General features: G+C 63.2%; 20 protein-coding genes. 6 read left to right on the top strand and 14 right to left on the bottom strand.

Going from position 1 to position 23102, the window contains the following annotated elements; translation table 11 throughout:
• Positions 1-72: 72 nt before the first annotated feature.
• Genes BXA07_RS20645 through BXA07_RS20635 form a run of 3 tightly spaced genes read right to left on the bottom strand, consistent with a single transcriptional unit; the run spans position 73 to position 1078 of the window.
• A complete protein-coding gene (locus tag BXA07_RS20645) occupies positions 73-375 on the bottom strand; it encodes a hypothetical protein (RefSeq protein WP_076570438.1) in 303 nt (100 codons plus the stop codon).
• Positions 376-419: 44 nt separating this feature from the next.
• On the bottom strand, positions 420-572 hold the full coding sequence (locus tag BXA07_RS20640) for a DUF3309 family protein (RefSeq protein WP_010396415.1): 153 nt from the start codon (positions 570-572) through the stop codon (positions 420-422).
• 59 nt (positions 573-631) lie between these two features.
• Complete coding sequence (locus BXA07_RS20635; RefSeq protein ID WP_076570436.1) at positions 632-1078, bottom strand: outer membrane lipoprotein; 447 nt, start codon at positions 1076-1078, stop codon at positions 632-634.
• A 267-nt stretch (positions 1079-1345) separates the two neighbouring features.
• On the opposite strand from BXA07_RS20635, the gene BXA07_RS20625 reads away from it, so the two are divergent.
• The 3 genes from BXA07_RS20625 (at position 1346) to BXA07_RS20615 (ending at position 3564) form a co-directional block, all read left to right on the top strand.
• Positions 1346-1900, top strand: a complete 555-nt coding sequence (locus BXA07_RS20625; RefSeq protein WP_076570433.1) for a hypothetical protein — start codon at positions 1346-1348, stop codon at positions 1898-1900.
• Between the two features lie 83 nt (positions 1901-1983).
• The gene (locus BXA07_RS20620; protein ID WP_076570431.1) at positions 1984-2295 is read left to right on the top strand and encodes a BON domain-containing protein; all 312 of its coding nucleotides are present in this window, start codon (positions 1984-1986) and stop codon (positions 2293-2295) included.
• Between the two features lie 177 nt (positions 2296-2472).
• Complete coding sequence (locus BXA07_RS20615; RefSeq protein ID WP_083708432.1) at positions 2473-3564, top strand: AI-2E family transporter; 1092 nt, start codon at positions 2473-2475, stop codon at positions 3562-3564.
• A 61-nt stretch (positions 3565-3625) separates the two neighbouring features.
• Here the strand turns inward: BXA07_RS20615 and BXA07_RS20610 are convergent, their stop codons facing one another.
• Together BXA07_RS20610 and BXA07_RS20605 are read right to left on the bottom strand one after the other, a co-directional pair.
• Positions 3626-4573 (bottom strand): YihY/virulence factor BrkB family protein, encoded by a 948-nt coding sequence (locus tag BXA07_RS20610; RefSeq protein ID WP_083708445.1) that lies wholly within the window; start codon positions 4571-4573, stop codon positions 3626-3628.
• A gap of 71 nt (positions 4574-4644) precedes the next feature.
• Positions 4645-5673 carry an OmpA family protein gene (locus BXA07_RS20605; protein WP_076570428.1) on the bottom strand — a complete coding sequence of 343 codons (1029 nt, stop codon included), beginning with the start codon at positions 5671-5673 and terminating at the stop codon, positions 4645-4647.
• A 465-nt stretch (positions 5674-6138) separates the two neighbouring features.
• Between BXA07_RS20605 and BXA07_RS20600 the strand changes: the two genes are divergently transcribed.
• Together BXA07_RS20600 and pbpC are read left to right on the top strand one after the other, a co-directional pair.
• The gene (locus tag BXA07_RS20600; protein WP_244556347.1) at positions 6139-11895 is read left to right on the top strand and encodes an alpha-2-macroglobulin family protein; all 5757 of its coding nucleotides are present in this window, start codon (positions 6139-6141) and stop codon (positions 11893-11895) included.
• A 17-nt stretch (positions 11896-11912) separates the two neighbouring features.
• The gene (gene pbpC, locus BXA07_RS20595) at positions 11913-13997 is read left to right on the top strand and encodes a penicillin-binding protein 1C (RefSeq protein WP_076570651.1); all 2085 of its coding nucleotides are present in this window, start codon (positions 11913-11915) and stop codon (positions 13995-13997) included.
• On the opposite strand, the gene BXA07_RS20590 is transcribed toward pbpC, so the two are convergent.
• The 9 genes from BXA07_RS20590 to BXA07_RS20550 all read right to left on the bottom strand — a co-directional run bounded on the left by BXA07_RS20590 (position 13994) and on the right by BXA07_RS20550 (position 22037).
• A complete protein-coding gene (locus BXA07_RS20590; protein WP_076570425.1) occupies positions 13994-14242 on the bottom strand; it encodes a hypothetical protein in 249 nt (82 codons plus the stop codon). The genes pbpC and BXA07_RS20590 overlap by 4 nt on opposite strands.
• Before the next feature lie 52 nt (positions 14243-14294).
• A complete protein-coding gene (locus tag BXA07_RS20585) occupies positions 14295-14981 on the bottom strand; it encodes a hypothetical protein (RefSeq protein ID WP_139335679.1) in 687 nt (228 codons plus the stop codon).
• A gap of 63 nt (positions 14982-15044) precedes the next feature.
• Positions 15045-15335 carry a hypothetical protein gene (locus tag BXA07_RS20580; RefSeq protein ID WP_139335678.1) on the bottom strand — a complete coding sequence of 97 codons (291 nt, stop codon included), beginning with the start codon at positions 15333-15335 and terminating at the stop codon, positions 15045-15047.
• Between the two features lie 105 nt (positions 15336-15440).
• The gene (locus tag BXA07_RS20575) at positions 15441-16787 is read right to left on the bottom strand and encodes a sigma-54-dependent transcriptional regulator (protein WP_076570419.1); all 1347 of its coding nucleotides are present in this window, start codon (positions 16785-16787) and stop codon (positions 15441-15443) included.
• On the bottom strand, positions 16787-18673 hold the full coding sequence (locus BXA07_RS20570) for a sensor histidine kinase (protein ID WP_076570417.1): 1887 nt from the start codon (positions 18671-18673) through the stop codon (positions 16787-16789). Before BXA07_RS20570 ends, BXA07_RS20575 begins: the two co-directional genes overlap by 1 nt.
• Positions 18674-18746: 73 nt before the next feature.
• Positions 18747-19538 carry an ABC transporter ATP-binding protein gene (locus BXA07_RS20565; protein WP_076570415.1) on the bottom strand — a complete coding sequence of 264 codons (792 nt, stop codon included), beginning with the start codon at positions 19536-19538 and terminating at the stop codon, positions 18747-18749.
• An 11-nt stretch (positions 19539-19549) separates the two neighbouring features.
• Complete coding sequence (locus BXA07_RS20560; RefSeq protein ID WP_076570413.1) at positions 19550-20371, bottom strand: ABC transporter permease; 822 nt, start codon at positions 20369-20371, stop codon at positions 19550-19552.
• Between the two features lie 15 nt (positions 20372-20386).
• Positions 20387-21388 carry an ABC transporter substrate-binding protein gene (locus tag BXA07_RS20555; RefSeq protein ID WP_076570411.1) on the bottom strand — a complete coding sequence of 334 codons (1002 nt, stop codon included), beginning with the start codon at positions 21386-21388 and terminating at the stop codon, positions 20387-20389.
• Between the two features lie 406 nt (positions 21389-21794).
• Complete coding sequence (locus BXA07_RS20550) at positions 21795-22037, bottom strand: hypothetical protein (protein ID WP_076570408.1); 243 nt, start codon at positions 22035-22037, stop codon at positions 21795-21797.
• A 482-nt stretch (positions 22038-22519) separates the two neighbouring features.
• On the opposite strand from BXA07_RS20550, the gene BXA07_RS20545 reads away from it, so the two are divergent.
• Positions 22520-23020: a winged helix-turn-helix domain-containing protein gene (locus BXA07_RS20545; protein WP_226938940.1), complete on the top strand. Its 501-nt coding sequence runs from the start codon at positions 22520-22522 to the stop codon at positions 23018-23020.
• Positions 23021-23102: the final 82 nt, after the last annotated feature.

The following is a 23102-nucleotide window of genomic DNA, read 5'->3' as shown; positions in this document are numbered from 1 at the left end:
GCGGCCCGGCGCCATGGCCACCTCGCCCTTCCGCTTGCGATGGTGTTGTCAGGCGTTGCCGGAAGCGGCATATCACTGCGGATGGGCCGCTTCACGCAGTTTTTCCGCGTTCGCCATGTCTTGACGGTAGGTGTCCTGCGCATCCTTCAGGCAACTGGCGCGCGTGGCGGACGGTTCCAGCCGACAAGCTTTTTTGGCCTCGGCCAGGGCGGCGGCGATTTCCTTGCGCAGGGTGCGCAGCTGGGCTTGCGGCGTGCTGTCTTCCTGATACCAGCGTTGCGGGTCGCCCGGCTGCGGCGCGGCCGTCTGGGCCAATGCCAGTGGCGCCACGCTGCAGGCGAACAGGGTGGCCAAGAGTGTGTTGCGGATAGTCATGATATTTCCTCCTTGAAATAAAAAAGGCGCCGCGGCGCCTTTTTTTACAACCTGCCTGTCAGTAATAGCAGGATCAGTATCACTACGACCAGGCCGGCGATGCCGCTGGGGCCGTAACCCCAGTTGCGGCTATGCGGCCAGGTAGGCAGGACGCCGACCAGGGCCAGGATCAAGATGATCAGAATGATGGTGCCCATGGTATCTCCTTGTTGGTGCATGGTCCGGCGCAGGCTTGGGGGCAAGCCCGGCCAGTGGATTAATAGCGGTAGACGCGGCCGTCAACGACGCGCACGCGGTTGCCCGGGCGCAAATCATTGGCGTTGTCCTGCACCACGGTGCGGTATTCGCCGTTGTCGAGGCGCACGCTGATCTGGTAAGCCTGGGCTTGCTGCCTGCGGCCTTCCACCTGGTTGCCCACGACGCCGCCGGCGACGGCGCCGGCCACGGTGGCGGCCGTGCGGCCGCTGCCCGAGCCGATGGTATTGCCCAGCAGGGCGCCGGCGATGCCGCCGACCACGGCGCCGGCGCCGCTGGTCTGTCCGCCGCCCTGCACGATCTGGATGGAGTCGACGGTGCCGTACATGGCCGATTCAGGCTGGCTGGCCGGATAGTATTGTTGGGACTGGGTAGGACCGGTGGCGCAACCGCTGAGTACGGCGGTGGCGGCGAGCATCAGTGCCGCCAAGGTGGCGTTGGTTTTCATTTTATTCTCCTGACGAGGTAAGGGTGTAGTGCCATCTTAGTCACGCCCCTGTCCCCGGTCTGTACGCTGCCGCACGTACTTATCGGGGGGCGGCGCCATGGTCGCATGGCGTGTTTTTCGCACATAAGCGTTGTTATTTCTTCCCACTTGCCTGCCTGGTTCAAAATAAATTGCTTGTGTACGGCAGCGTACAGAAGATCGGGGGCGATCCACGTAAAACGGTAGTCATGCCAAGCAGACATGCTTGTCACTACCAGGGAGAAATACATGAACAAGAATAAGCTCATCACCGCCATCGTCGTCAGCCTGGCTTGCGCCGCATGGGGCGGCCAGGCGCTGGCGGCAACGCCGGAAGCGAAAGCGGCCTACAAGGCGGCCAACGAGCAGGCTGCCTTGCATTACAAGCAGGCCCACGCCGAATGCGAGAAGATCACGGGCAATCCGAAGGATGTCTGCATCGCCGAAGCGAAGGCCGTGCGTGCCTACGATGAAGCAGTTGCTCAAGCGCAATACACGAATACCCTGCGTGCCTACACCAAGGCGCGCATCAAGATTGCCGATGCCAATTACGACGTCGACCTGGCCCGCTGCAATGCGCTGACGGGCAACGACAAGGATGTCTGCGTCAAGCTGGCCAAGTCCACCAAGGTGGCGGCCCTGGCCGACGCCAAGGCCGACAAGAAAGTCATCGAAGCGCGCAGCGATGCGCGTGAAGCAAAGAGAAAAGCCGAGTACAAGGTCGCAGCGGAAAAATGCGATGCATTAGCCGGCGCAGCCAAGGATGACTGTATCAAGGCTGCAAAAACCCAGTTCGGCTACTGAGCGCCCCTACGGCGCACAGTCACCGCACTGGTATAAGAAGCTCATCGTGAGCACATTGATTGACCACTCCTAAGGAAACCACCATGAAATTCACCAAATCTATCGCTACCGGCCTCTTCGTCGCTTCCCTGTTCGCCGTTGCAGGCTGCGCCTCGACCCCAACCAAGGAAGGCACGGGCGAATACCTGGACGACACGGCCATCACCACCAAGGTCAAAGCCAGCATCTTCAACGAGCCTACCCTGAAATCGACGGAAATCAACGTTGAAACCTTCAAGGGCGTGGTTCAGCTGAGCGGCTTCGTCGCCCAGCCAGCGGATGCAGCCAAAGCGGGCGACATCGCGCGCGGCGTCAAGGGCGTGAAGTCGGTGAAAAACGACATCCGCGTCAAGTAACAAGCTGACCTGCCGCAGCGGCCAGCCCCAGGGCTGGCCCTGTGGTCCACCACCGACCGTCGCGGGAATCGCATGTCTCTTCAGCCTACAGATACCCCGCCCGAGCCGGTGGCGGCTGTCTCCACCGGTCCTGCCGGGCCACCTGCGGGCGCGCCCGTCGAGCAGCCGGACGCATCCTTGCGCCTGCCGCTGCATGTCCATGCGCGCGGCATGGCCCTGGGCATCATCGCCACCGTCAGCTTCATCTATGCGCTGCAGTGGGCACAGAAATTCCTCATTCCCGTCATCTTTGGCATTTTCATCGCCTATACCCTCAATCCCGTCGTCGCCTGGCTGGAAAAGCTGCGCCTGCCGCGCGCCATCGGCGCCACGGCCGTCACGGCCCTGATCCTGTTCGGCTCCATCGTCGTCGTCGAGCGCGTGCAGGGCGAATTCGAATCGATCATGGAAGAGTTGCCGGCCGCCACACACAAGCTGTCGCGCCTGATCGCCGCCAATACGGGCGGCAAGAACAGCACCTTCCAGAAAATGCAGGCCGTGGCCAATGAGATCGAGCAAGTGGCCGCCGGCGCTGAAACGCGCCGCAACAACCGCCGCGCCGCCGCGGCCGAGGCGCCCAATTTCAAGATCATGGACTGGGTCTGGGCCGGTTCGCTGGGCCTCGTGGGCTTCCTCAGCCAGGCCACCATGGTCATCTTCCTCGTGTTTTTCCTGCTGCTGTCGGGCGACACCTTCAAGCGCAAGCTCGTCAAGCTGACGGGGCCGTCGCTGAGCCGCAAGAAGGTCACGGTGCACATCCTGGAAGACATCAATACCTCGATCCAGAACTATATGTTCATGCTGCTCGTCACGAATGTCTTGCTGGCCGTCCTGATGTGGATCGCCCTGCGCGTGATCGGCCTGGAAAACGCGGGCGCCTGGGCCATCGTGGCCGGCTTGCTGCATATCATGCCGTATTTCGGTCCGCTGCTCATCACCATCGCCACGGGACTGGTGGCCTTCTTGCAGTTCGAATCGCTGGAAATGGTCTTGCTGGTAACGGGCACGTCGATGGCCATCGCCACCCTCGTGGGCACTTTTGTGACGACCTGGATGACGGGGCGCATCGCCCGCATGAATCCGACGGCCGTGTTCGTCAGCCTGCTGTTCTGGGGCTGGCTGTGGGGCGTCTGGGGCTTGCTGCTGGGCGTGCCCATCATCGTCATCGTGAAGGTCGTGGCCGAGCGCGTGCAGGGGATGGAAGTGGTGGCCGAACTGCTGGGCGAATAGTTTGCGGCAGCGCAAGAACAACGGCGCCCGCGGGCGCCGTTGTTGCATCTGGAATGCCGCTCTACGACTGGTGGCGTTTCAGTATCTTCACTTGCACGTCGCCGTCTTCCGTCTTCGGCATGTCCTTCATGCTGCCCAGTTGCAGGGCGAACTGGCGCGTGAATTCGGCGCCCAGGAAGAAAATTTGCGCCGAGTAATACACCCACAGCAGCAGGGCCACGAGCGAACCGGCCGCGCCATAGCTGCTGGCCACGCCGCTATTGCCGATATACACACCAATCGCATATTTTCCTAAGGAAAACATGAAGGCCGTGCCCACGGCGCCGATCAGCACGTCACGCCAGGACAGCCGTACGCGCGGCAGCATTTTATAGATGACGGCAAACAGGCTGGCGATGACGGCAAAGCCGATCAGGTTCGACAGCACGGTAAACAGCACGGCCGTGTCTTTCCACACGCCCTCCCAGAAATTGGCGAGGATGGCCATGGCCGCGTTCACCACCAGCGACACCATCAGCAGGAAGGCCAGCACCAGTACCAGGCCGAACGACAGCAAACGCGTGCGCAGCATGTCCCAGGCGCCCGCTTCCTTCAGCGGTGGCACTTGCCAGATTTCATCGAGACTCGCTTTCAGTTCCGCAAACACGCTCGTCGCGCCAAACAGCAGCAGGGCGCTGGCGATGAGGGTGGCGATGCGGCCCTGTTCATGGTTTTTCGCGCCGGCCAGCACCAGCTGGATGGCTTCGGCGCCCTGCGTGCCCAGCAAACCCTCCAGTTGACCCATCAGTTCGCCGCGCGCGGCGGCCGGGCCATAGAAAAAGCCGGCGATGGCGATCACCAGCACGAGGATGGGGGCGATGGAAAACAGCGTGTAGTAGGCGAGGGCGGCGCCCTTGCTTGAAGCGCGGTGCTCCAGCCATTCGGTGACGGAGCAGACGACGACCTTGCGCATCTGCCTGCCGAACGGCGCCAGGCGGGACAGTTTAGGATGGCGGGTAGATAAATTCATGATGGCTTTCAATGCAAAAAAGGGGCGCGAAGCCCCTTTTTCTATTTACAAGTGGCGTACCACTGTTCAGCTTACTGCACGCGGCGTTCGATGGTGATCTGTTCCACTTCAACGCGGCGGTTAGGTTCCAGGCACTTGATCAGGTCGGCACGTTTCTTGTTATTGCACTCCACGACCGGATTGGTGGAACCCTTGCCTTCGGCCGTCAGGCGGTTGGCGGCGACGCCGTGGGCGACCAGGTATTCCTTGACGGCGTCAGCGCGCTGCTGCGACAGTTTCAGGTTGTACTTGGGCGAGCCGATGCGGTCGGCATAACCACTGATGACGACGTTGTTGACGTCCGGCGCTGCGTTCAGCACGCGGGCGATTTCGTCGAGCTTGGTCTGTGTCGGACCCAGCTTGGCGCTGTCGAACGCGAACAGTTCCGTTGCCGACATCGTCACTTTTTCAAAGCGTGGCGGCGGTGGTGGCGGTGGTGGCGGCGGCACGACCACGACGACTTCCTCGCGTGGTGGCGGTGGCGGCGGTGGTGGCGGCGGTGCAGGCGGTTTGTCGAACGCGAAGTTCAGGCCCACGGTGACGTAGTAGTTGTTCGACTTGCTGCTCGGGTCGAAGGTATTGCCGCGCAGGAAACCATGCACATTGCGCACGTCAGCCTGCAATGACAGCTGATCCGTGATGCTGGACTGGAAGCCCAGGCCCACGCTGGCGTATGGCGAGCTCTTGCTGCGTTCACCGAAGGCGAAGCTGGTGTCCTTGTCGCGCTGCATGCCGGCACCGACCAGCAGGAAGGGGCGGAAGGCTTTGCGCGAGAACATGTACAGGCCGTCTACGCCCAGCGTGTTTTGCTGGTAGCGCTGGCCGCCATCCTTGGAGCGGGCATAGGTGGTGCCCAGCTGGATATCCCAGTCCTGGGAAACAGGTTTGCCGAAACGCAAGCCTGCGCCATAGCCGGTTTTATCCGTGGCGAAGTCGGAATCTGGCTTGAGTGCGTTGATGCTAGGTTGAATGTACCAGGAGGGATTGATTTCCTGGGCCTGTGCGCCGAGGGCAGAGCACAGGACTGCGGCGGCAACGGCGATTTTTTTTAGATTATTCACAAGTAACTCCCAACGTTGATAAGAGATTTTCTCTGCTGCATCAATGCGACAACTGCCAGACATGCTAGAGACAGACAACAATTCCAGGTGCGCTTTCTTGCGATAAATGCACTGCTGTTGGACTAGAGAATACGATCGCCGGTTCAAGCGGTCGGTGCGTTAGCGCACAAAGTATTGTGGTATATCAATCGTGTTGCAGATTCACGACGAATACTTTGCTATTGAAAAAAACTCATCTGCTTCGCGAAAATGTTGTGGTAACAGCCACTGACGGATGTCATTACAAGGGGCAATCGTACGACTTGTTACGGGCTTGCCACTGTATATTAGCAACAATGATGAGCTTGATAACTACTATTACATTAGTGTTGTATTCCTGCCGCATTCAGTTGCTTACGCCGGATTCCCATGGGCAACTTTCTTGCGCCGCAGCGGGCTCCGCCACTTTTTCTCAAGGAGTTATCCGTGTCTAAGGCTATCCCCGTGTTTCCATTTCCTTTGTCCGGTCGGATGGGCGCGCTTTGCCTGATGCTGGCGCTGGGCAGCACCGCGCCCGCCTGGGCCGACAGCGGCGTGGCCCTGTTTTCACCGAGCGGCACGGTCAAGGCCGTGCGCCAGGTGCGGGCCCAGTTCGCCATGCCGATGGTGCCGTTCGGCGACATGGGCTTGCCCGCGCCGTTCGCCATCGATTGCGGCAAGGCCGAGCCTGCCGTCGTGGCGGGCGCGGGGCGCTGGGCCGACGAGCGCAACTGGAACTATGATTTCGAGCGCGACCTGCCGGCCGGCGTGGCCTGCAGCTTTACCCTGAAGCCGGGACTCAAGGACCTGGCGGGCCAGGCCCTGCAGGGAAGCACGTCCTACCGCTTTTCCACGGGCGGGCCAGCCATCGTCGAGGCCGTACCGTATGACGGCCAGCCCTACATCGATGAAAACCAGATCTTCGTGCTGGGCCTGGACGCCGTGCCCAACGAGGCCAGCGTGGCCGCCAACGCGTATTGCCGTGCCGATGGCATCAATGAAAAGATTCCCGTGCGGCGGCTCGTAGGCAAGGAACTGGAGCAGGTATTGACCCTGCGCAAGAATTTCCTCGACCGCTACCTGACCGTGTACTTCAAGAAGCGGGGCACGGTCTGGAAAGTGGGCATGCCCGTCGCCAGCAAGGGCGCGCCGGCGCTGCCCGTCACGGTGCTGCAATGCAAGCGCAGCTTCCCCGCCAACGCCAAGGTGTCGCTCGTGTGGGGCGAGGGCATCGCCAGCGCCAGCGGCATTGCGACGGACAAGGCGCAAACCCTGCAGTACAGGACGCGTCCCGATTTCACGGCCAAGTTCAGCTGCGAGCGCAGCAACCCCAAGGAGCAGTGCATTCCCTTCCTGCCCATGCGCGTGCAGTTTTCCGCGCCCGTGAGCGCGGCGCTGGTGCGCGCCATGACCCTGAAGGGCGGCGGCAAGACCTATGCGCCGACGATTTCAAAAGAGGAAGAAAAGGCGGAATTTTTGCAGGACGCCACTTTCAATGGGCCGTTTCCCGTGCAGGCCAGTTTTGTGCTGAGCTTGCCGCCGAACCTGAAGGATGACGCGGGCCGCGCCCTGCTCAACCGCGCCCGCTTTCCCATGACGGTGCACACGGGCGAACAGCCGCCGCTGCTCAAGTTCCCGGCCCCGTTCGGCATCATCGAAGCCAAGGGCGACGGCTTGCTGCCCGTCACCGTGCGCAATATCGAGCCGGTGCTGTCGGGCAAGGAAATCGCGCAAGCCCCGGCTGCCGCCACGGGCGCCACCTTGCGCGTGCCCGACAATGACGACAAGTTCATCATCGAGTGGATGCAGCGCCTGGCCGGCAATGGCGACCGGGGCGAGTACTGGCAGCCGTACGCCCAGTATGCGGGCAACATGGGCAAGTCCGTGCTGGCCGACGCCGCCGGCACGCGCCCCATCAGCCTGCCCCGTCCTGACGGCAAGAAAACCTTTGAAGTGATCGGCATCCCCTTGCAGAAACCGGGCTTCTATGTGGTCGAGCTGGCCAGTCCCATCCTCGGCAAGGTGCTGCTGGGCAAGCCGACAACCGCGTATATCCGCACGGCCGCGCTGGTGACGAATTTGGCGGCCCACTTCAAGCATGGCGCGCAATCGTCGCTCGTGTGGGTGACGTCGCTGGACAAGGGCGCCCCTGTTGCGAAAGCGCAAGTGGCCGTGCGCGACTGCGCCGGCAAGCTGCTGTGGCAAGGCGCCACGGGCGCGGACGGCGTGGCCCACATCCCCGGCGAGCTGGCCAATTCCAGCTGCAAGAACAATGGCCGCTACTTTATCAGTGCGCGCAGCGGCGGCGACATGACGTTTACCCTGTCGGACTGGGTGGGCGGCATCGAAGCCTGGCGTTTCAATTTGCCCACGGACGACACGCGCGCCGACAACACCCTGCTGGCCACGGTTTTCGACCGCACCTTGCTGCGCGCCGGCGAAACCGTGCACATGAAGCACTTCATCCGCAAGCACACGGCAGAGGGCATGAGCCTGGTGGACAAGAACAACGGCCCGGGCAGTGCCACCTCCGTCGTCATCACGCACCAGGGCAGCGACCAGAACTATCAGCTGCCCCTGCGCTGGTCCGCCAGCGGCACGGCGGAAAACGACTGGCTCATTCCCGCCGACGCCAAGCAGGGGGAATACAGCGTCACCATGGCGGGCCGCCCGTCCGGTAGTTTCCGCGTGGAAGCGTTCCGCGTGCCGACCATGAAAGCCGTGCTGCAGGGGCCAAAGGCGCCCGCCGTGCAGGCAAAGCAGCTGGCTCTGGATGCGCAAATCACCTATCTGGCCGGTGGCGCTGCCACCAACGCACCCGTCAAGCTGCGCACGGTGCTGCAGGACAAGAGCGTGAGCTTTGCCGACTATCCCGACTATAGTTTCAGCAATGGCGACGTGAAGGAAGGTCTCGTCAAACAGGGCACGGGCTATGACGATGATGAAGGCGAGTGGCAGGATGAGGGCCGTGGCGGCCCCTCCGGCGCCGGCGCGGCTGCCGCGCGCACGCAAAGCTTGACCCTGGACAAGGCGGGCGGCGCGCGCATCGTCATCGACCAGCTGCCGCAACTGTCCGTGCCGCGTGACCTGGTGGCGGAAATGGCTTTCCAGGATGCAAATGGCGAGACGGCATCCGTCGCCACGCGCGTGCCGCTGTGGCCGTCGAACTACGTGATCGGCATCAAGCCCGACGCCTGGGCCTTGAGCAAGGATGCCTTCAAGTTCACGGTGGCCGTGCTGGGCACGAATGGCAAGCCCGTGGCGAATGCGCCCGTGGCCGTCGACTTTTTCCAGCGCAACAGCTATTCGCACCGCCGGCGCCTGATCGGCGGCTTCTATGCGTATGAAAACAGCAGCGAAGTGGTCAAGCTGGGCCCGGCGTGCTCGGGCAAGACGGACAACAAGGGCTTGCTGGTGTGCGACGTGAAGGCGCCCGCCAGCGGCAATCTGGTGTTGCGCGCCCGCACGCAGGATGGCGCCGGCAACGCGGCCGTGGCCAACCGCGAAACGTGGGTGGCCGGCAGCGGCGACTGGTGGTTCAACGCCAGCGACAATGACCGCATCGACGTGTTGCCGGAAAAGAAACGCTATGAACCGGGCCAGGAAGCGAGCCTGCAGGTGCGCATGCCTTTCCGCGCGGGGACGGCCCTGATCACGGTCGAGCGCGAAGGCATCCTCGACACCTATGTGCGCCAGCTCAATGGCCGGGAACCGGTGGTGACCATCCCGGTCAAACCGAATTACGCGCCGAATGTGTATGTCTCCGTGTTTGTCGTGCGGGGCCGGGTCGATGGCGTGCAGCCGACGGCGCTGGTCGACCTGGGCAAGCCGGCCTACAAGATGGGCATCGCGCCGCTGAACGTGGGCTGGCAGCCGCACGAGCTGAATGTCATGGTCGTGTCCGACAAGGAAGTCTATAAAACGCGCGACAAGGCGGAAGTGTCCGTGCGCGTGCGCCGCGCCGACGGAAAACCGCTGCCGGCGGGCGCCGAAGTGGCGCTGGCGGCCGTCGACACGGGTTTATTGGAACTGATGCCCAACGATAGCTGGAAGTTGCTCGATACCATGATGGCGCAGCGCAGCCTGCAGGTGGAAACGGCGACGGCGCAGATGCAGGTGATCGGCAAGCGCCATTTCGGCCGCAAGGCCTTCCCGGCAGGCGGGGGCGGCGGCAAGGGCGCCAGCCGCGAACTGTTCGACACCCTGCTGTTCTGGAAGGGCACCGTCAAGCTCGACGCCAAGGGCGAAGCGACGGTGCAAGTGCCGCTCAACGATTCCTTGACGGGATTTCGCATCGTTGCCATCGCCAGCGCCGGCAAGGAATTGTTTGGCACGGGCAGCACGGATATCCGCAGCTCGCAAGACCTGATTTTGATGTCGGGCTTGCCGACGCTCGTGCGCGAAGGCGACCAGTTGCGCGCGGGATTTACGTTACGCAACACCTCGGCAGCGCCCCTGAACGTGGAACTCAATGCCACGGCGGCCGGCAAGGCCTTGCCGCGCCAGAGCTTGACCCTGGCGGCGGGCGAAGCGCGTGAAACGGGCTGGGATTACCAGGTGCCGCTCGGCGCGCAAACGGTCGTGTGGGAGATCAGCGCGAAGGCGGGCAGCGGGCTTGGCAACACCTCCGATAAACTCAAGATCACGCAAAAAGTGGGCCAGGCCACGCCCGTGCGCACGTATCAAGCCACCTTGCTGCAGATCGACAAACCCGTCAATATGTCCGTGCAGATGCCGGCCGGCGCCTTGCCGGGCCGGGGCGGCATCCAGACGAGCTTTGTCGCCAAGCTGGGCGGCGAGCTGCCCGGCGTGCGCGAGTACATGGCCGCCTATCCCTACACCTGCTTCGAGCAAAACACGTCGAAGGCCATCGCCCTGCAAGACCAGGAGGCGTGGAACCGGCTGGCCGCCAGCCTGCCCGCCTACCTGGACAGCGATGGCATGCTGAAATACTTCCCCATCATGGAGCAGGGCAGCGACAGCCTGACGGCCTACGTCCTGTCGGCCACGAAGGAAGCGGGCTATGCGATTCCGGAACAGACGAAGAACCGCATGGAAGCAGCGTTGACGGCCTTTGTGCAGGGCAAGATCGTGCGCCGTTCCGCGCTGGCCACGAGCGACCTGGCCGTGCGCAAGCTGGCCGCGCTGGAAGCGCTGTCGCGGTCGAATAAAGTGCCGCCCGATGCGCTCGAGAGCATCAGCATCAGCCCGAATTTGTGGCCGACCTCCGCCGTCATCGACTGGAGCCTGTTGCTGCAACGCACGCCTGGCCTGGCGCGCCGCGATGCGCTGCTGGCCGAGGCGCAGCAGATTCTGCGTTCGCGCCTGAATTTCCAGGGCACGACCATGGGTTTTTCCACCGAGCGCAAGGATAACTGGTGGTGGCTGATGGTGTCCGGCGACGTCAACGCCAACCGTTTATTACTGGCCGTGATGGACAATCCGGCGTGGAAGGACGATATCGGCCGCCTGGTGCGCGGCAGCATGGGCCGCCAGAAAAAGGGCCGCTGGGATACCACGGTGGCCAACGCCTGGGGCACCCTGGCGATTGCCAAATTCTCGGCCAAATTCGAATCGACGCCAGTGACGGGCGCCAGCGCCGTCAAGCTGGGCAGCGATACGCAGGCGCTCGTGTGGAATGGCGCGGCGAAGGTCGGCCCCGTGCTGCAGGCGTGGCCGAAAGGCACGGACACCCTGGGCATCGCACATAGTGGCACGGGCAAGCCCTGGGCCACCGTGCAAAGCCTGGCGGCCATCCCGCTCAAGGCGCCCGTCTCCAGCGGCTACACGATCAGGAAAACCATCACGCCCGTGGAACAGAAGACGGCGGGCGCCTGGTCGCGCGGCGACGTCTACCGCGTGCGCCTGGACTTGTCGGCGCAGGCGGACATGAGCTGGGTCGTGGTCGACGACCCGATCCCGGCCAGCGCCAGCGTGCTGGGCAATGGCCTGGGCCGCGATTCGCAGCTGCAGACGGCCGGCGAAAAATCCACGGGCTGGGTCTGGCCCACGTTCGAGGAGCGCGCGTTTGACGCCTTCCGCGCCTACTACGCCTTCGTGCCGAAGGGTAACTGGAGCGTGGAATACACGGTGCGCCTGAACAATGCCGGGGATTTCAGCCTGCCGGCCACGCGCATCGAGGCCATGTATTCGCCCGAGATGTTTGGCGAAGCGCCGAATGCGAATGTCAAGGTGGCGCAGTGAAGAGTTTGATTTTTATCATGGGCGGGCTGCTGGCTGGCCCGGCATGCGCGCAAGCGGTGCTGACGCCGGCCCAGGTGCAAGCCGCTTACCGCAGTTCCGAAGCGCAGCTGCTGGACCGTGGCGGCGCACCCTTGCAATCGTTACGCGTAGACATGAAAGTGCGGCGCCTGCCGTGGGTGGCGCTGGCCGATATTTCACCGGCCGTGCAGCAGGCCGTGCTGCTGGCGGAAGACCAGCGCTTCATGCGCCATGGCGGCGTGGATGTGTCCGCGCTGGCCACGGCCGCCTGGGACAATCTGTTTGCCAAGAAAGCCCGGGGCGCCTCGACCATCACCATGCAGCTGGCGGGCCAGCTCGACGCGGACTTGCAGGCGTCCTCGGGCGGACGCAGCCTGCGCCAGAAATGGGACCAGATGCGCGCCGCCCAGGCCATCGAGGACAGCTGGAGCAAGGCGCAGATTTTCGAGGCCTACCTGAACCTCGTGTCGTTCCGGGGAGAGCTGCAGGGTATCGCCTCCGCCTCGTATAGCCTGTTCGGCAAGGCGCCATCGGGCCTGAACCAGACGGACGGCATCATCCTGGCCAGCCTCGTGCGCGCGCCGAATGCGCCGCCGGCCGCTGTCACGCGGCGCGCCTGCGCGCTGGCAAAGGAATGGCGCATGGACAGCAGCTGCCAGCTGATCGGCCAGCGCGTGCAGACGGCCTTGCAGCGCACGGCCCTGTACGCCGACCTGGCCCCCGCGCCGCAAGTGGCGCAGCAACTGTTGAAGCAGCCGGGCGCGCAAGTCGCCAGCACGCTCGACGGTGCGCTGCAGCGCTTCGCACAGGAAAACCTGCGCCAGCAGCTGGGATCTTTGCGCGAGCGCAATGTCAACGACGGCGCCATCATCGTGCTGGATAACCGCAGCGGCGACATCCTCGCCTATGTGGGCAATGCGGGCGGCAGCCACGTCGATGGCGTGACGGCCCTGCGCCAGGCCGGTTCCACATTAAAACCGTTTTTATATGAACTGGCCATCGAGCGCCGCCTGATGACGGCCGCCTCCGTCATGGACGACTCGCCGCTCGACGTCGCCACGGCGTCGGGCATGTATGCGCCGCAAAACTACGACCGCAATTTCAAGGGCTACGTCAGCGCCCGCACCAGCCTGGCCAGTTCCCTCAACATTCCCGCCGTGCGCACGGTGCTGCTGACGGGACAGGACGGTTTTTACAACCGCCTCAAGGACGTGGGCCTGTCCAGCCTGACGGAGCCGGCCGAATACTACGGCCCCTCGCTGGCGCTCGGTTCGTCGGAAGTGACCCTGCTGGAACTGGCCAACGCCTACCGCGCGCTGGCCAATGGCGGGCTGTACAGCACGGCCAGCCTGCAACCGGGGCAGGCTGGCAAGGACAAACGCCGTGTGATGGAGGCGGGCGCCGCCTTCATCACCGGCGACATCCTCGCCGACCGCGCCGCGCGCAGCATGACCTTTGGCTTGCGCAACGAGCTGGGGACGAATTTCTGGAGCGCCGTCAAGACGGGCACGAGCAAGGACATGCGCGACAACTGGTGCATGGGCTACTCGGAACGCTACACGGTGGGCGTGTGGGTGGGTAATTTCGATGGCAAGCCCATGTGGGACGTCTCGGGCGTGACGGGCGCCGCGCCCGTGTGGCGCGACGTGATGGATTATCTGCACAAGAACGTGCCCAGCCATGCGCCGAAAGCGCCGCCCGGCGTGCTGCAGCAAATGGTGGCCTACCAGCCCGCGCTGGAAGCGCCGCGCCGCGAATGGTTTATTGCCGGCACGGAAAGTCCCGTCATCGCCGTCGTGGGCGACACCGTCAAGCCCCCCGCCATCGTCTATCCGGCCGAGGACAGCATCCTCGCCATCGACCCCGACATCCCGCCCGCCCTGCAGCGCGTGTTTTTCCAGGCGCAGGGCAGCCACGGTTTGCGCTGGGTGCTCGACGGCAAGGACCTGGGCGCGGCAAGCGAGAGCATCAACTGGCGCCCCGTGCCGGGCAAGCACGCGCTGGCCCTCGTGGATGACGCTGGGAAAACTGTGGCCAAGGTAGCGTTCCAGGTGCGGGGCAATGCGCTGGCGCAGCTGAACTAGGCGGTGTGGCGTCTACCCTTGGCCCGCTTGCTATCCGCCACTTCCGGCGCGAGCCACAGCAGCAATACCCAGACAAGAAAAGAGAGGCTGCGCTGCAGCGGCACGCTGCACAGGCTGAAAATAATGACCCAGGCGAAAGAGTACGTACGTGGTACTTGCGCGTAATCGAGCAGCCACAGCGTGGTAGCCATGGCGATGAACATGACCGGCAGGGCAAACCACCATTTGCGTTCGATTGGCGACATGATTTCCTAAGAAAGTGTGTTTCACCGATTCTAGCGCAAGAGTTGCTAAAAATTACGGCGCGCTGAGGATTGTCGTCAGCGCGATGCGGTACGCGGGCTGCACGTCGCCATCCTGGTCCAGCTTGTCCGTCATGATCACGCCGAAACCTTGCGCGTACCACACGTATTCGCCGCTTTTTCCCTTGCTCTTGCCGCCCACGTCGCGCAGTTCGAACTTGCAGGCGTCGGGGAAGCGGCGCCCGCCCAGTTCCAGGCGTTCCCAGCCCAGGAAGGTGATCGAGAAATCGCGTTGATCCGTGCGCGTGGAGGTGGTGATCTTGTCGGACAGGCCCGCCAGCGGGTAGTGGGTGCTCGTTTGCGTGTCCGTGAACTGCACGCGCACTTCCTGGCCCGGGCGCATGGTGGCGGGTATGGCGGACTGCGGCGCGTAGACGTTCTTGCTGCGCACGGTGCCGTCTTCATTGTAATGGACCGTGCCCGTCAGGAAGACCTGGCCGTCGCGGATGTCCTGATAGGACGTGGCCAGCAAGACGCCGCCGTCGAGGATCAGCTGGATGCCCTTCTGTTTCTTGCCTTCGAAGACTTCCTCGACGTTGACTTGCGCGTCGCCATTGTTCTTGCTGAACTTGACGCCCGGCGTCAGTTCCATGCACTGGCCCACCGTGGGCGCCGCCTGTACGCCTGCGGCCGCCAACACGCCTGCCGCCACCAACACTTGCCATGCTGCTTTCATTGTCATCCCGGCTATCTTGTAAAGGCGCGATGATAGCGTGCCCTGGAGCAATGTGGCGCAGCGCTGATCTTATTTCGCAGGGGCGACGGGGATGCTGGGCACAGCGGGTGTGGACGCTGGCGGCTCCGTCGGCTTGCCGCGCCGCGTGCGCTTGTCCGTGCGCGTCTTGGCGGGCTTGGCGTCGTGGATCAGCCTGCCTTTGTTGTCGAGCTTGTCGGACTGGTCCGATTTCTGGCCCGGATCATTCGGATTGTTGGTGTGGTTGCCCGTCTGGTTCACATTCGTCGTCGACTGGGCTTGCACCCAGGCGCCGCCGACGGTCATCAGGGTGGCGGCGAGCAAGAGAGCGGCGGTTTTCATGGCGGTGTCCTGTGCAGAAGTGAGGTTGAGCTAGCATTCTCACACACGATACCGCCCGCACGGGTAGGACGCCGCCCCATGGCCGTGTCGGCTAGTTGCTACTGATTAACGGAACTGTTCCGTGGAAATCTCGAAGCGCTTGAGCTTGTCGTACAGCGTCTTCTTCGGGATACTCAGCGCGGCGGCCGCATCGATGACGTTGCCGTTGTGGCGGCGCAAGGCTTCCTCGATGATGGAAATCTCGAAGGTGTCGACCTGCTCGGCCAGCGATGCCTCGCGGCAGCCGGCAGGACTGAGCGTGTCGTCGAGCAGGCCCAGCACGAAGCGGTCGGCCACGTTGTGCAGTTCGCGCACATTGCCGGCCCAGCGCTGCGCCATCAGGGACGCGATCAGCTCGCCGCTGACGAGGGCCGCCGGCTGGCCGTAGCGCAGTGCCGCCTGCAGCACGAAGAATTCGAACAGCAGCGGGATATCCTCGCGCCGGTTGCGCAGCGCGGGCAGCGTCAGGCTGGCCACGTTCAGGCGGTAGTACAGGTCGGGCCGGAATTTCCCTTGTTCGGCCAGCACGTTCAAGTCTTCCTTGGCGGCGGCGATCACGCGGAAATTGACGGATATTAATTTGTTGGAACCGAGGCGCTCGACTTGCCGCTCCTGCAGCACGCGCAGCAGTTTCACCTGCAGGGCCAGCGGCATGCTTTCGATTTCGTCGAGGAACAGGGTGCCGCCGTTCGCGTACTCGATCTTGCCGATGCGCTGGCGCTGCGCGCCCGTAAATGCCCCTTCCTCGTGGCCGAACAGTTCCGATTCAAAAATCGATTCGGGCAGCGCGCCGCAATTGATGGCCACGAAAGGGTGGTCGCGCCGCTCGCTGAAGTCGTGCAGGCAGCGGGCGATCAGTTCCTTGCCGGTACCCGTTTCGCCGAGGATGATGATGTCGGCGGACTTGGGCGCCAGGTTCAGCACCAGCTGGCGTACCTTGGCCATGGCCGCGCTGCGGCCGACGATGCGGGCATCGATGCCGGCGCGGTTTTCCAGCTGCGCCCGCAGCTTCATGTTTTCCAGCACCAGGTGGCGTTTGTCCAGGGCGCGGCGGCACACTTCCACCAGCAGGTCGGCGGAAAACGGTTTTTCGATGAAATCGTAGGCGCCGCGGCGCATGGCGCCCACGGCCATCGACACGTCGCCGTGGCCCGTGACGAGGATGACGGGCAGGCTGGCGTCCTGCGCGACGGCAATATCGAGCAGTTTCAAGCCATCCATGCCGGGCAGCTTGATATCGCTCAATAAAATGCCGGCAAATTCGGGCACCAGATAGGGCAGTGCTTCCTCGGCCGTGGCGACGGCCGTCACCTGCAGGCCCGCCAGCTCCAGCGATTGGCGCGCACCCTTGCGCACGACGGCGTCGTCTTCCACGAGCAGCACTTGCATGCCCTCGAAATTATTCTCATGCATCAGATGTTTCCTTCGTCTCTATCCCCCGGGTCGCAGCTCAGGGTGATGGTAAATTGTGCGCCGCCCCCTTCCTGCGCGCTGCGGTTGCGCACGGCCAGCGCGCTGCCGGCCGCGCGCAGGATGCCGGCGCTGATCGACAGTCCCAGTCCCAGCCCGTGTTCCTTGGTGGTATAGAAGGGGTCGAAGATCTTGTCGAGCGAGGCCAGGGGGATGCCGGGGCCATTATCGGTGATATGGATGACGGCGAGGGTGGCTTCGCGGCGTATCTGGAACCAGATCTGCACGGGTTCGCCTTCCGGCACGGCATCCATGGCATTCGTGATCAGATTGGTAAACACCTGTTCCAGGCCGATGGCGTTGCACAGCACGATGATGTCGTCCTCGGGCCAGCTTTCATGCAGGGTCAGGCGCTGCGAACCCTTGCGCGTGCGGATTTGCAGCATGGTCTGCGCGAACGCCTGGCGCACGCTGACGGGCTTGCGGGCGTCGTCGCTGCGCCGCGCAAAGCCTTTCAATTGCGAGGTCACGTAGCCGAGGCGCTTGACGAGGTCGGAAATGGTGGACAGATTGTCGAGCGCGTCGTCGATCTGGCCGCGCGCCAGGAAGACCTTGGCATTGTCGGAAAACGTCTGCAGGGCGGCCAGCGGCTGGTTCAGCTCGTGCGTGACCCCGGCCGCCATCTGGCCGATGGCCGCCAGCTTGCCGCTTTGCACCAGTTCCGCCTGGGCATAGCGCAGGGTCTGCTCGGCCCGCTCGCGCTCGGCCACCTCGGCTTGCAGGCGGCCATTCGCGTGGACGAGGTCGGCCGTGCGCTGCTCGACCTTGATTTCCAGCTGTTCATAGGCGCGCGCCAGCGTTTGCTGGGCGTTGAGCTTGTCGGCGATGCGGCGCCGGCGCTGGCGCGCATACAGCAGGGCCAGCAGCAGCAGGGCCCAGCCCAGCGCCGTGGCGATAGCCGCGTTGCGCGCCGCCTCTTCCACCTGGTCGAGTTCGGCCAGCACCGTGATCTGCCATTGCAGGGGCCCCAGCGCGCGGTTCACGGCCAGGTAGTCGGTGCTGCCGGACAGGGCCGGCGCATCGCCGGCCTGCGGACGCTCCAGCGTCATCACGCTGGCGCCGTCGGCGAACTGGCGCCGCACCTTGTGCGGCAGGATGGGAAGATTTTCCTGCAGGAACTGGCGCTGTGCGCTGATATCGTTCTTCGCTGCCGGCGACAGGGGCGCCAGGGTCTTGAACTTGAAGGCTTGCGTGGTCGCCAGGATGATTACGCCATTCGCATCCTTGACCCAGATCTGCTCGCCGGCGCCCGGCGTGCGCCACGATTGCTCGATCCAGTCCAGGTTGACCTTGGCGGCGACGATGCCGATGATGCGCCCGTTGCGCTGCACGGGCTGCGAAATGAAATAGCCGGCCTCGAAGGTGGAGGCACCGATGCCGTAGAAGCGGCCGATGCCGCCCGCGATCGCATCCTTGAAGTAGGGCCGGAAACCGTAGTTGACGCCCACGTACGAGCTGCGGTCTTGCCAGTTGCTCGACGCCAGGGTCGTGCCCTTGTCGTCGAGCACGTAGACGGCAAACGCGCCCGCGCGGCGGTTCATGTCGACCAGGTAGGCATTGATCTGCGTCACTCTGTCGGCGCTGGGCTGTTCCAGCAGCTGCGCCACGGCATCGCTCTGGGCCACGGCCAGGGGCAGGAATTCGTACTTGTTGAGGGCGCCGCCGATGGACGCCGCATACAGTTCCGCGCGCGAATCTAGCGTGCGGTGCAATTCATCGAGCTGGCGCTGCTTGACCCAGGCATACGAGGCCCACGTCAGCACGACCAGCGAGCCCACGGCCAGCAGGGGGGCAAGCAGCTGTTTCAGGGGCCTTTTGCCGAATGCCATGGTGCTCCGTGTGTATGTTTATGCCCGTGCGTGGGCAATCTGGGGTCAGACCCGCCGGGTCTGACCCCATTACTTAGTCTGCGGTACTTGCCATCGTCTCGGCATTATGATGACGCTGCTGCTCTTCCATCACCATCTCGCCCAGCATGCGTTTCAGGCGGTTGAACTCGGGGTCGCTCGGGTCGCGCGGGCGGGGCAGTTCGATGGCCACGTCGCGCTTGATGGTGCCGGGACGGTAGGTCATGACGATGGTGCGGTCGGCCAGGTAGATCGATTCCTCGATCGAGTGCGTGACGAACACGATGGTGGTGCCGAAGACTTTCCAGATTTTCAGCAATTCATCCTGCAGGTTGCGCCGGGTCAAGGCGTCCAGCGCGCCGAACGGCTCGTCCATCAGCATGATCGGCGAATCGAGGGCCAGCACGCGGGCGATCGCCACGCGCTGGCGCATGCCGCCGGACAAGTCCTTCGGGTAGCGGGTACGGAATTCCGTCAAGCCCAGCATGCTCAGCAGCATGTCGACCCGTTCCTTGATCTCGGCCGGCGTCTTGCCGGCAATTTCCAGGCCGAAGGCGATATTGCTCTCGATGGTCATCCAGGGGAACAGCGCGTATTCCTGGAACACCATGCCGCGGTCGGGACCGGGGTCGGTGATCAGCTTGCCGCCGGCCAGGATCTGGCCCGACGTCGGCTGCGAGAAGCCGGCGATGGCATTGAGCAGGGTGGACTTGCCGCAGCCGGACGGCCCCAGCAGGCAGATGAACTCGCCGCTGGCGATTTCCAGGTTGATGTCCTTCAGGGCGATGACGTCGGCGCCGCCCGTGGTGAAGATTTTATTGACTGCTTTGATGCTGATGGTGGTCATGGCCGTTCCTCTCAGTGTTCCAGGCCGCGGTGCCACTGCAGCAGATGGTTGTTCAGGGCATTCATGGCGATATCGATGGCCAGGCCGAACAGGCCGATGGTAAACATGCCGGCGATAATCTTGTCAGACCAGAAATACTCGCGCGCTTCCAGGATGCGGAAACCGAGGCCGCTGTTGACGGCGATCATTTCGGCAACGATCACGACGATGAAGGCCGTGCCCATGCCGATGCGCGCGCCGGCCAGGATATACGGCGTGGCGGCCGGCAGGATGACGCGGCGGAACATCGTCATCTGGCTGGCGCCCAGGTTGCGCGCGGCGCGGATATAAATGCCGTCGACCTGGCGCACGCCGGCGATGGTATTCATCAGCACGGGGAAGAAGGAGCCGATGCTGATCAGGAAGAAGGCGGGCGGGTTGCCCAGGCCGAACCAGAGGATCGCCAGCGGAATGTAGGCGATCGGCGGAATCGGGCGCAGCACCTGCACCAGCGGGTCGAACAGTTTATAGATGGTCTTGTTGGTGCCCATCAGCAAGCCCAGCGGCAAGGCCAGGCCGGCGCCGATGGCAAAGCCTCCCAGCACGCGCGACAGGCTGGCCCAGGCGTCGTGCGGCAGTTCGCCGGAAAACATCCACACCAGGTAGTTGCCCGCTTCGGGCGTGTAGGCTTGCATGGGGATCAGGTATTCATACCATTTCACCAGCACGGCCACGGGCGAGGGCAGGATTTGCGGATTGATCCAGCCAAACGTGGACAGGGCTTGCCAAAGAAGCAATGCAGCTGCGGGCACGGCGGCGCCGTGCGCGAAGCGTTTCATCATTTGTATATTCATCGTGACACTTTCAGATTAGCGAGGTGCGTAGGACTTCTTGGCTTTTTCCAGCAGGTCCAGCTTGACCCAGTCCTTGGCGGCAGGCGGCTTGGCCATGCGGCCCACGCCGAACTTCACCATGTAGTCGGTGGTCAGCTGCACGTGGCTCTGGGTGATGTCTTCCGTGAAGATGGCGTTGTCGATGGCGTCGCGGTAGTCCTCGCTCGTGATCTGGTTCTTGAACATCGATTCGCGCACGTATTTTTCCGCCAGTTTCGGGTCGGCCAAGAACGCCCGCGTGGCGGCGACGAAGCAATCCATGAAGCGCTGGGCCACGGCCGGTTTTTCCTTGTACATCTTTTCCGTCATGACAAGGGCGCGCACGGGCTCGCCCAGCGGCGTGTCATAGGGCTTGAGGATGGCCGAACCGTATTTCTTGTGGATGGCCTGCGTGGAATACGGCTCGGACTGGCTCATGGCGTCGATATCGCGCGTCAAGAGCGCCTGGTTCAGGTCCGGGTAGCCCATGTACAGGATCTGCACGTCCTTGCCCGGCTTGTCCGACCAGGTCAGATTCGCCTTCGACAATTCGGCAAACAGCAGGATTTCCTGCGGGCCGCCGCGCGTGACGCCGACTTTCTTGCCTTTCAGGTCGGCGATGCCCTTGATGTTCAGGTCGGGACGGCCGACGATCTGCACGCCGCCCTTGGCGAAGCCGCCCACGAGGTAGACGGGCAAGCCCGTGGCGCGGCCCGTGATGGCCGCTTCCAGCGCGCTGGCCGACACGTCGACTTCGCCGGCGATCATGGCCGGCACGATGTCGAGGCCCTTGGCGAAGATGCGTTCTTCGATCTTCAGGTCGTATTTCGGCGCGATTTCCTTCATGTAGGCGACGGCGCCGTAATGGGCGAATTTCAGGTTGCCCAGACGCACCGTGTCGGCCGCGTGGACGGCCAGCGGGAATTGCGCGGCCAGCGCGACGGCGACGGCCAGGGCCTTGGTATTGAGGAAGGACGAGATGCGGAAGGTGCTTGCCATGCTGTTGTCTCCAAAAGGTGGATGGTTTTATATAGTGGGTCAGGCTGCCGCTCTGGTGGCGGTTATGAAAATATAAAAGCATCTTCCGTGCCAGTGGAGCGCATTTTGACGTTTATTGCAAGTGATTGTTTATAAAGGTTTAATTTGAATCTGTTGAAATGCAGAAATATTGCTATTCCGTTTATCCGCACGCGGGCGGCAAAGGGCGTGCGGATTGCCGCACTGGCGCCGGGGGCGGGAGGAGGCTGGCGCAGGCAGTTTTGGCGCGCGCGGATGAACCTAAATGGCGCGGCCCACTCCAATCGTAAAAAAACGCGTTGCAAACGGACTGGCAACGCGTAACTCCCCCGTGGAGTAGGGGCGGCGCCGCGCGGGCGCCTGATCGATGGCCGTCAGGCGGCCTTATTTACTTGGGCGCCGTGACTGGCGGCAGTGCCGGTGCGGTGGCCGGGTCCGTCAGCGGCGCGGGTGGCGTCACATGGCCGGGACCGGCTTCCGGCCTGGCCGGCGTGATGGGGGCCGGCATTGGCATGACTTGCGGGGCGGACGCGGGATTGGGGGCCGTTTCGGGCAGCGGCGGTTCGGCCGGCTTTTTACAGGCGGACAGGGTGAGCAGGGCGGTGGCGGCCAGCAGGGAAGGCAGGTTCATGATGGTTCCTTTGCAGAGTATCAAGAAGGGCACGATGCGGGCGGTGCGGGCAGCCGGGCCTGCGCCCTGCGCTTGCGCCGCGCGTGAAGCTTGAATTTATTGCAAGAATGCTGACGCTTCTGTTCGCTATTTAACCTTGGGCGCAGAAATCCCGTTTGTACAAATGTATAGGCATCAGAGAAATAATTCATTGAAGAAATATTTTTCACTTTCTTGCTTCTAATGTTCGTTAACGCACAGACCAAGGGGAGGGACGATGGCATTCTGTGGTCAGACGCCCAGGATTTGTGGCTTTCTGGCATAAAAATTGCCAAGAACTTAACAATCCGGGCTACCGGCAATCGTTAAAAAGGAGTATTCAAATGCATGCAATGACTCAGTCTCACGTGAAGAGCGAATTAAAGGCAGCGCACCAGGAACTTCGTAGCCCCGAAAAAGGCTCGCAAATGGTCGAACGTGTAGCACCTATCCCCCCGGAACGCATGAATCCTATTTCCATGGCACCGATCGAGCGCGTGCGTTCGACGTCGGCCACGCTGCGCCGCATCGAAAACATGCAAAAGCTGATCGGCGAATTGTCGCTGCACGAGATGCTGGCCGACGAAATCGCCTGGTTCCTCAAGTTTTCGCCATCGGGCGCCCGCAAATACATCCGCGACCTGCGCGAAGCGGGCGTGATCGAACTGGCCCGCTACATCGAAGGCACGGCCACCTACCTGGGCAAGGCAGTGTACCAGCTGACGCCGGACCCTGAGCGCGTGCGCGCCTTCCTGGCCGCCATCGTCCAGCCGAAACGCGAAGGCGCGCCACCGCGCAAGGACCGTCCCGGCCTGCGCGAGCAAAGCATGGCAGGCAGCGGCCGCCACTTCCACATCCTGGCCGATGACACGCATTACGCCATCCGCGTCAACCGCGGTCCCGTGACGCGCGATCCGCTGGTGGCCGCCCTGTTTGGTGCGCCGCAGCAAAAAACTGCAGAATAACACCTGAGCAAGCCTCGCGCGGCGCGCGGCCTGCGATGCTTGCCGTACTGGAGTACGGTTGCGCTTCTTGGCCACAAAGCAC

The organism is Janthinobacterium sp. TND4EL3 (assembly GCF_900156175.1).
In the GTDB taxonomy this organism is placed as follows: Bacteria; Pseudomonadota; Gammaproteobacteria; order Burkholderiales; family Burkholderiaceae_D; genus Janthinobacterium.
Note: the sequence above shows the minus strand (reverse complement) of the source record. Positions and strands in the feature narration are given on the sequence as shown.

Coding starts and splice junctions, on each gene's coding strand:
- BXA07_RS20565 (WP_076570415.1), bottom strand. CDS start 19,538: ATGACCACCATCAGCATCAAAGCAGTCAATAAAATCTTCACCACGGGC.
- BXA07_RS20640 (WP_010396415.1), bottom strand. CDS start 572: ATGGGCACCATCATTCTGATCATCTTGATCCTGGCCCTGGTCGGCGTC.
- BXA07_RS20645 (WP_076570438.1), bottom strand. CDS start 375: ATGACTATCCGCAACACACTCTTGGCCACCCTGTTCGCCTGCAGCGTG.
- BXA07_RS20625 (WP_076570433.1), top strand. CDS start 1,346: ATGAACAAGAATAAGCTCATCACCGCCATCGTCGTCAGCCTGGCTTGC.
- BXA07_RS20570 (WP_076570417.1), bottom strand. CDS start 18,673: ATGGCATTCGGCAAAAGGCCCCTGAAACAGCTGCTTGCCCCCCTGCTG.
- BXA07_RS20550 (WP_076570408.1), bottom strand. CDS start 22,037: ATGAACCTGCCTTCCCTGCTGGCCGCCACCGCCCTGCTCACCCTGTCC.
- BXA07_RS20590 (WP_076570425.1), bottom strand. CDS start 14,242: ATGTCGCCAATCGAACGCAAATGGTGGTTTGCCCTGCCGGTCATGTTC.
- BXA07_RS20560 (WP_076570413.1), bottom strand. CDS start 20,371: ATGAATATACAAATGATGAAACGCTTCGCGCACGGCGCCGCCGTGCCC.
- BXA07_RS20635 (WP_076570436.1), bottom strand. CDS start 1,078: ATGAAAACCAACGCCACCTTGGCGGCACTGATGCTCGCCGCCACCGCC.
- BXA07_RS20620 (WP_076570431.1), top strand. CDS start 1,984: ATGAAATTCACCAAATCTATCGCTACCGGCCTCTTCGTCGCTTCCCTG.
- BXA07_RS20610 (WP_083708445.1), bottom strand. CDS start 4,573: ATGAATTTATCTACCCGCCATCCTAAACTGTCCCGCCTGGCGCCGTTC.
- BXA07_RS20545 (WP_226938940.1), top strand. CDS start 22,520: ATGAATCCTATTTCCATGGCACCGATCGAGCGCGTGCGTTCGACGTCG.
- BXA07_RS20575 (WP_076570419.1), bottom strand. CDS start 16,787: ATGCATGAGAATAATTTCGAGGGCATGCAAGTGCTGCTCGTGGAAGAC.
- BXA07_RS20585 (WP_139335679.1), bottom strand. CDS start 14,981: ATGACAATGAAAGCAGCATGGCAAGTGTTGGTGGCGGCAGGCGTGTTG.
- BXA07_RS20580 (WP_139335678.1), bottom strand. CDS start 15,335: ATGAAAACCGCCGCTCTCTTGCTCGCCGCCACCCTGATGACCGTCGGC.
- pbpC (WP_076570651.1), top strand. CDS start 11,913: ATGGGCGGGCTGCTGGCTGGCCCGGCATGCGCGCAAGCGGTGCTGACG.
- BXA07_RS20555 (WP_076570411.1), bottom strand. CDS start 21,388: ATGGCAAGCACCTTCCGCATCTCGTCCTTCCTCAATACCAAGGCCCTG.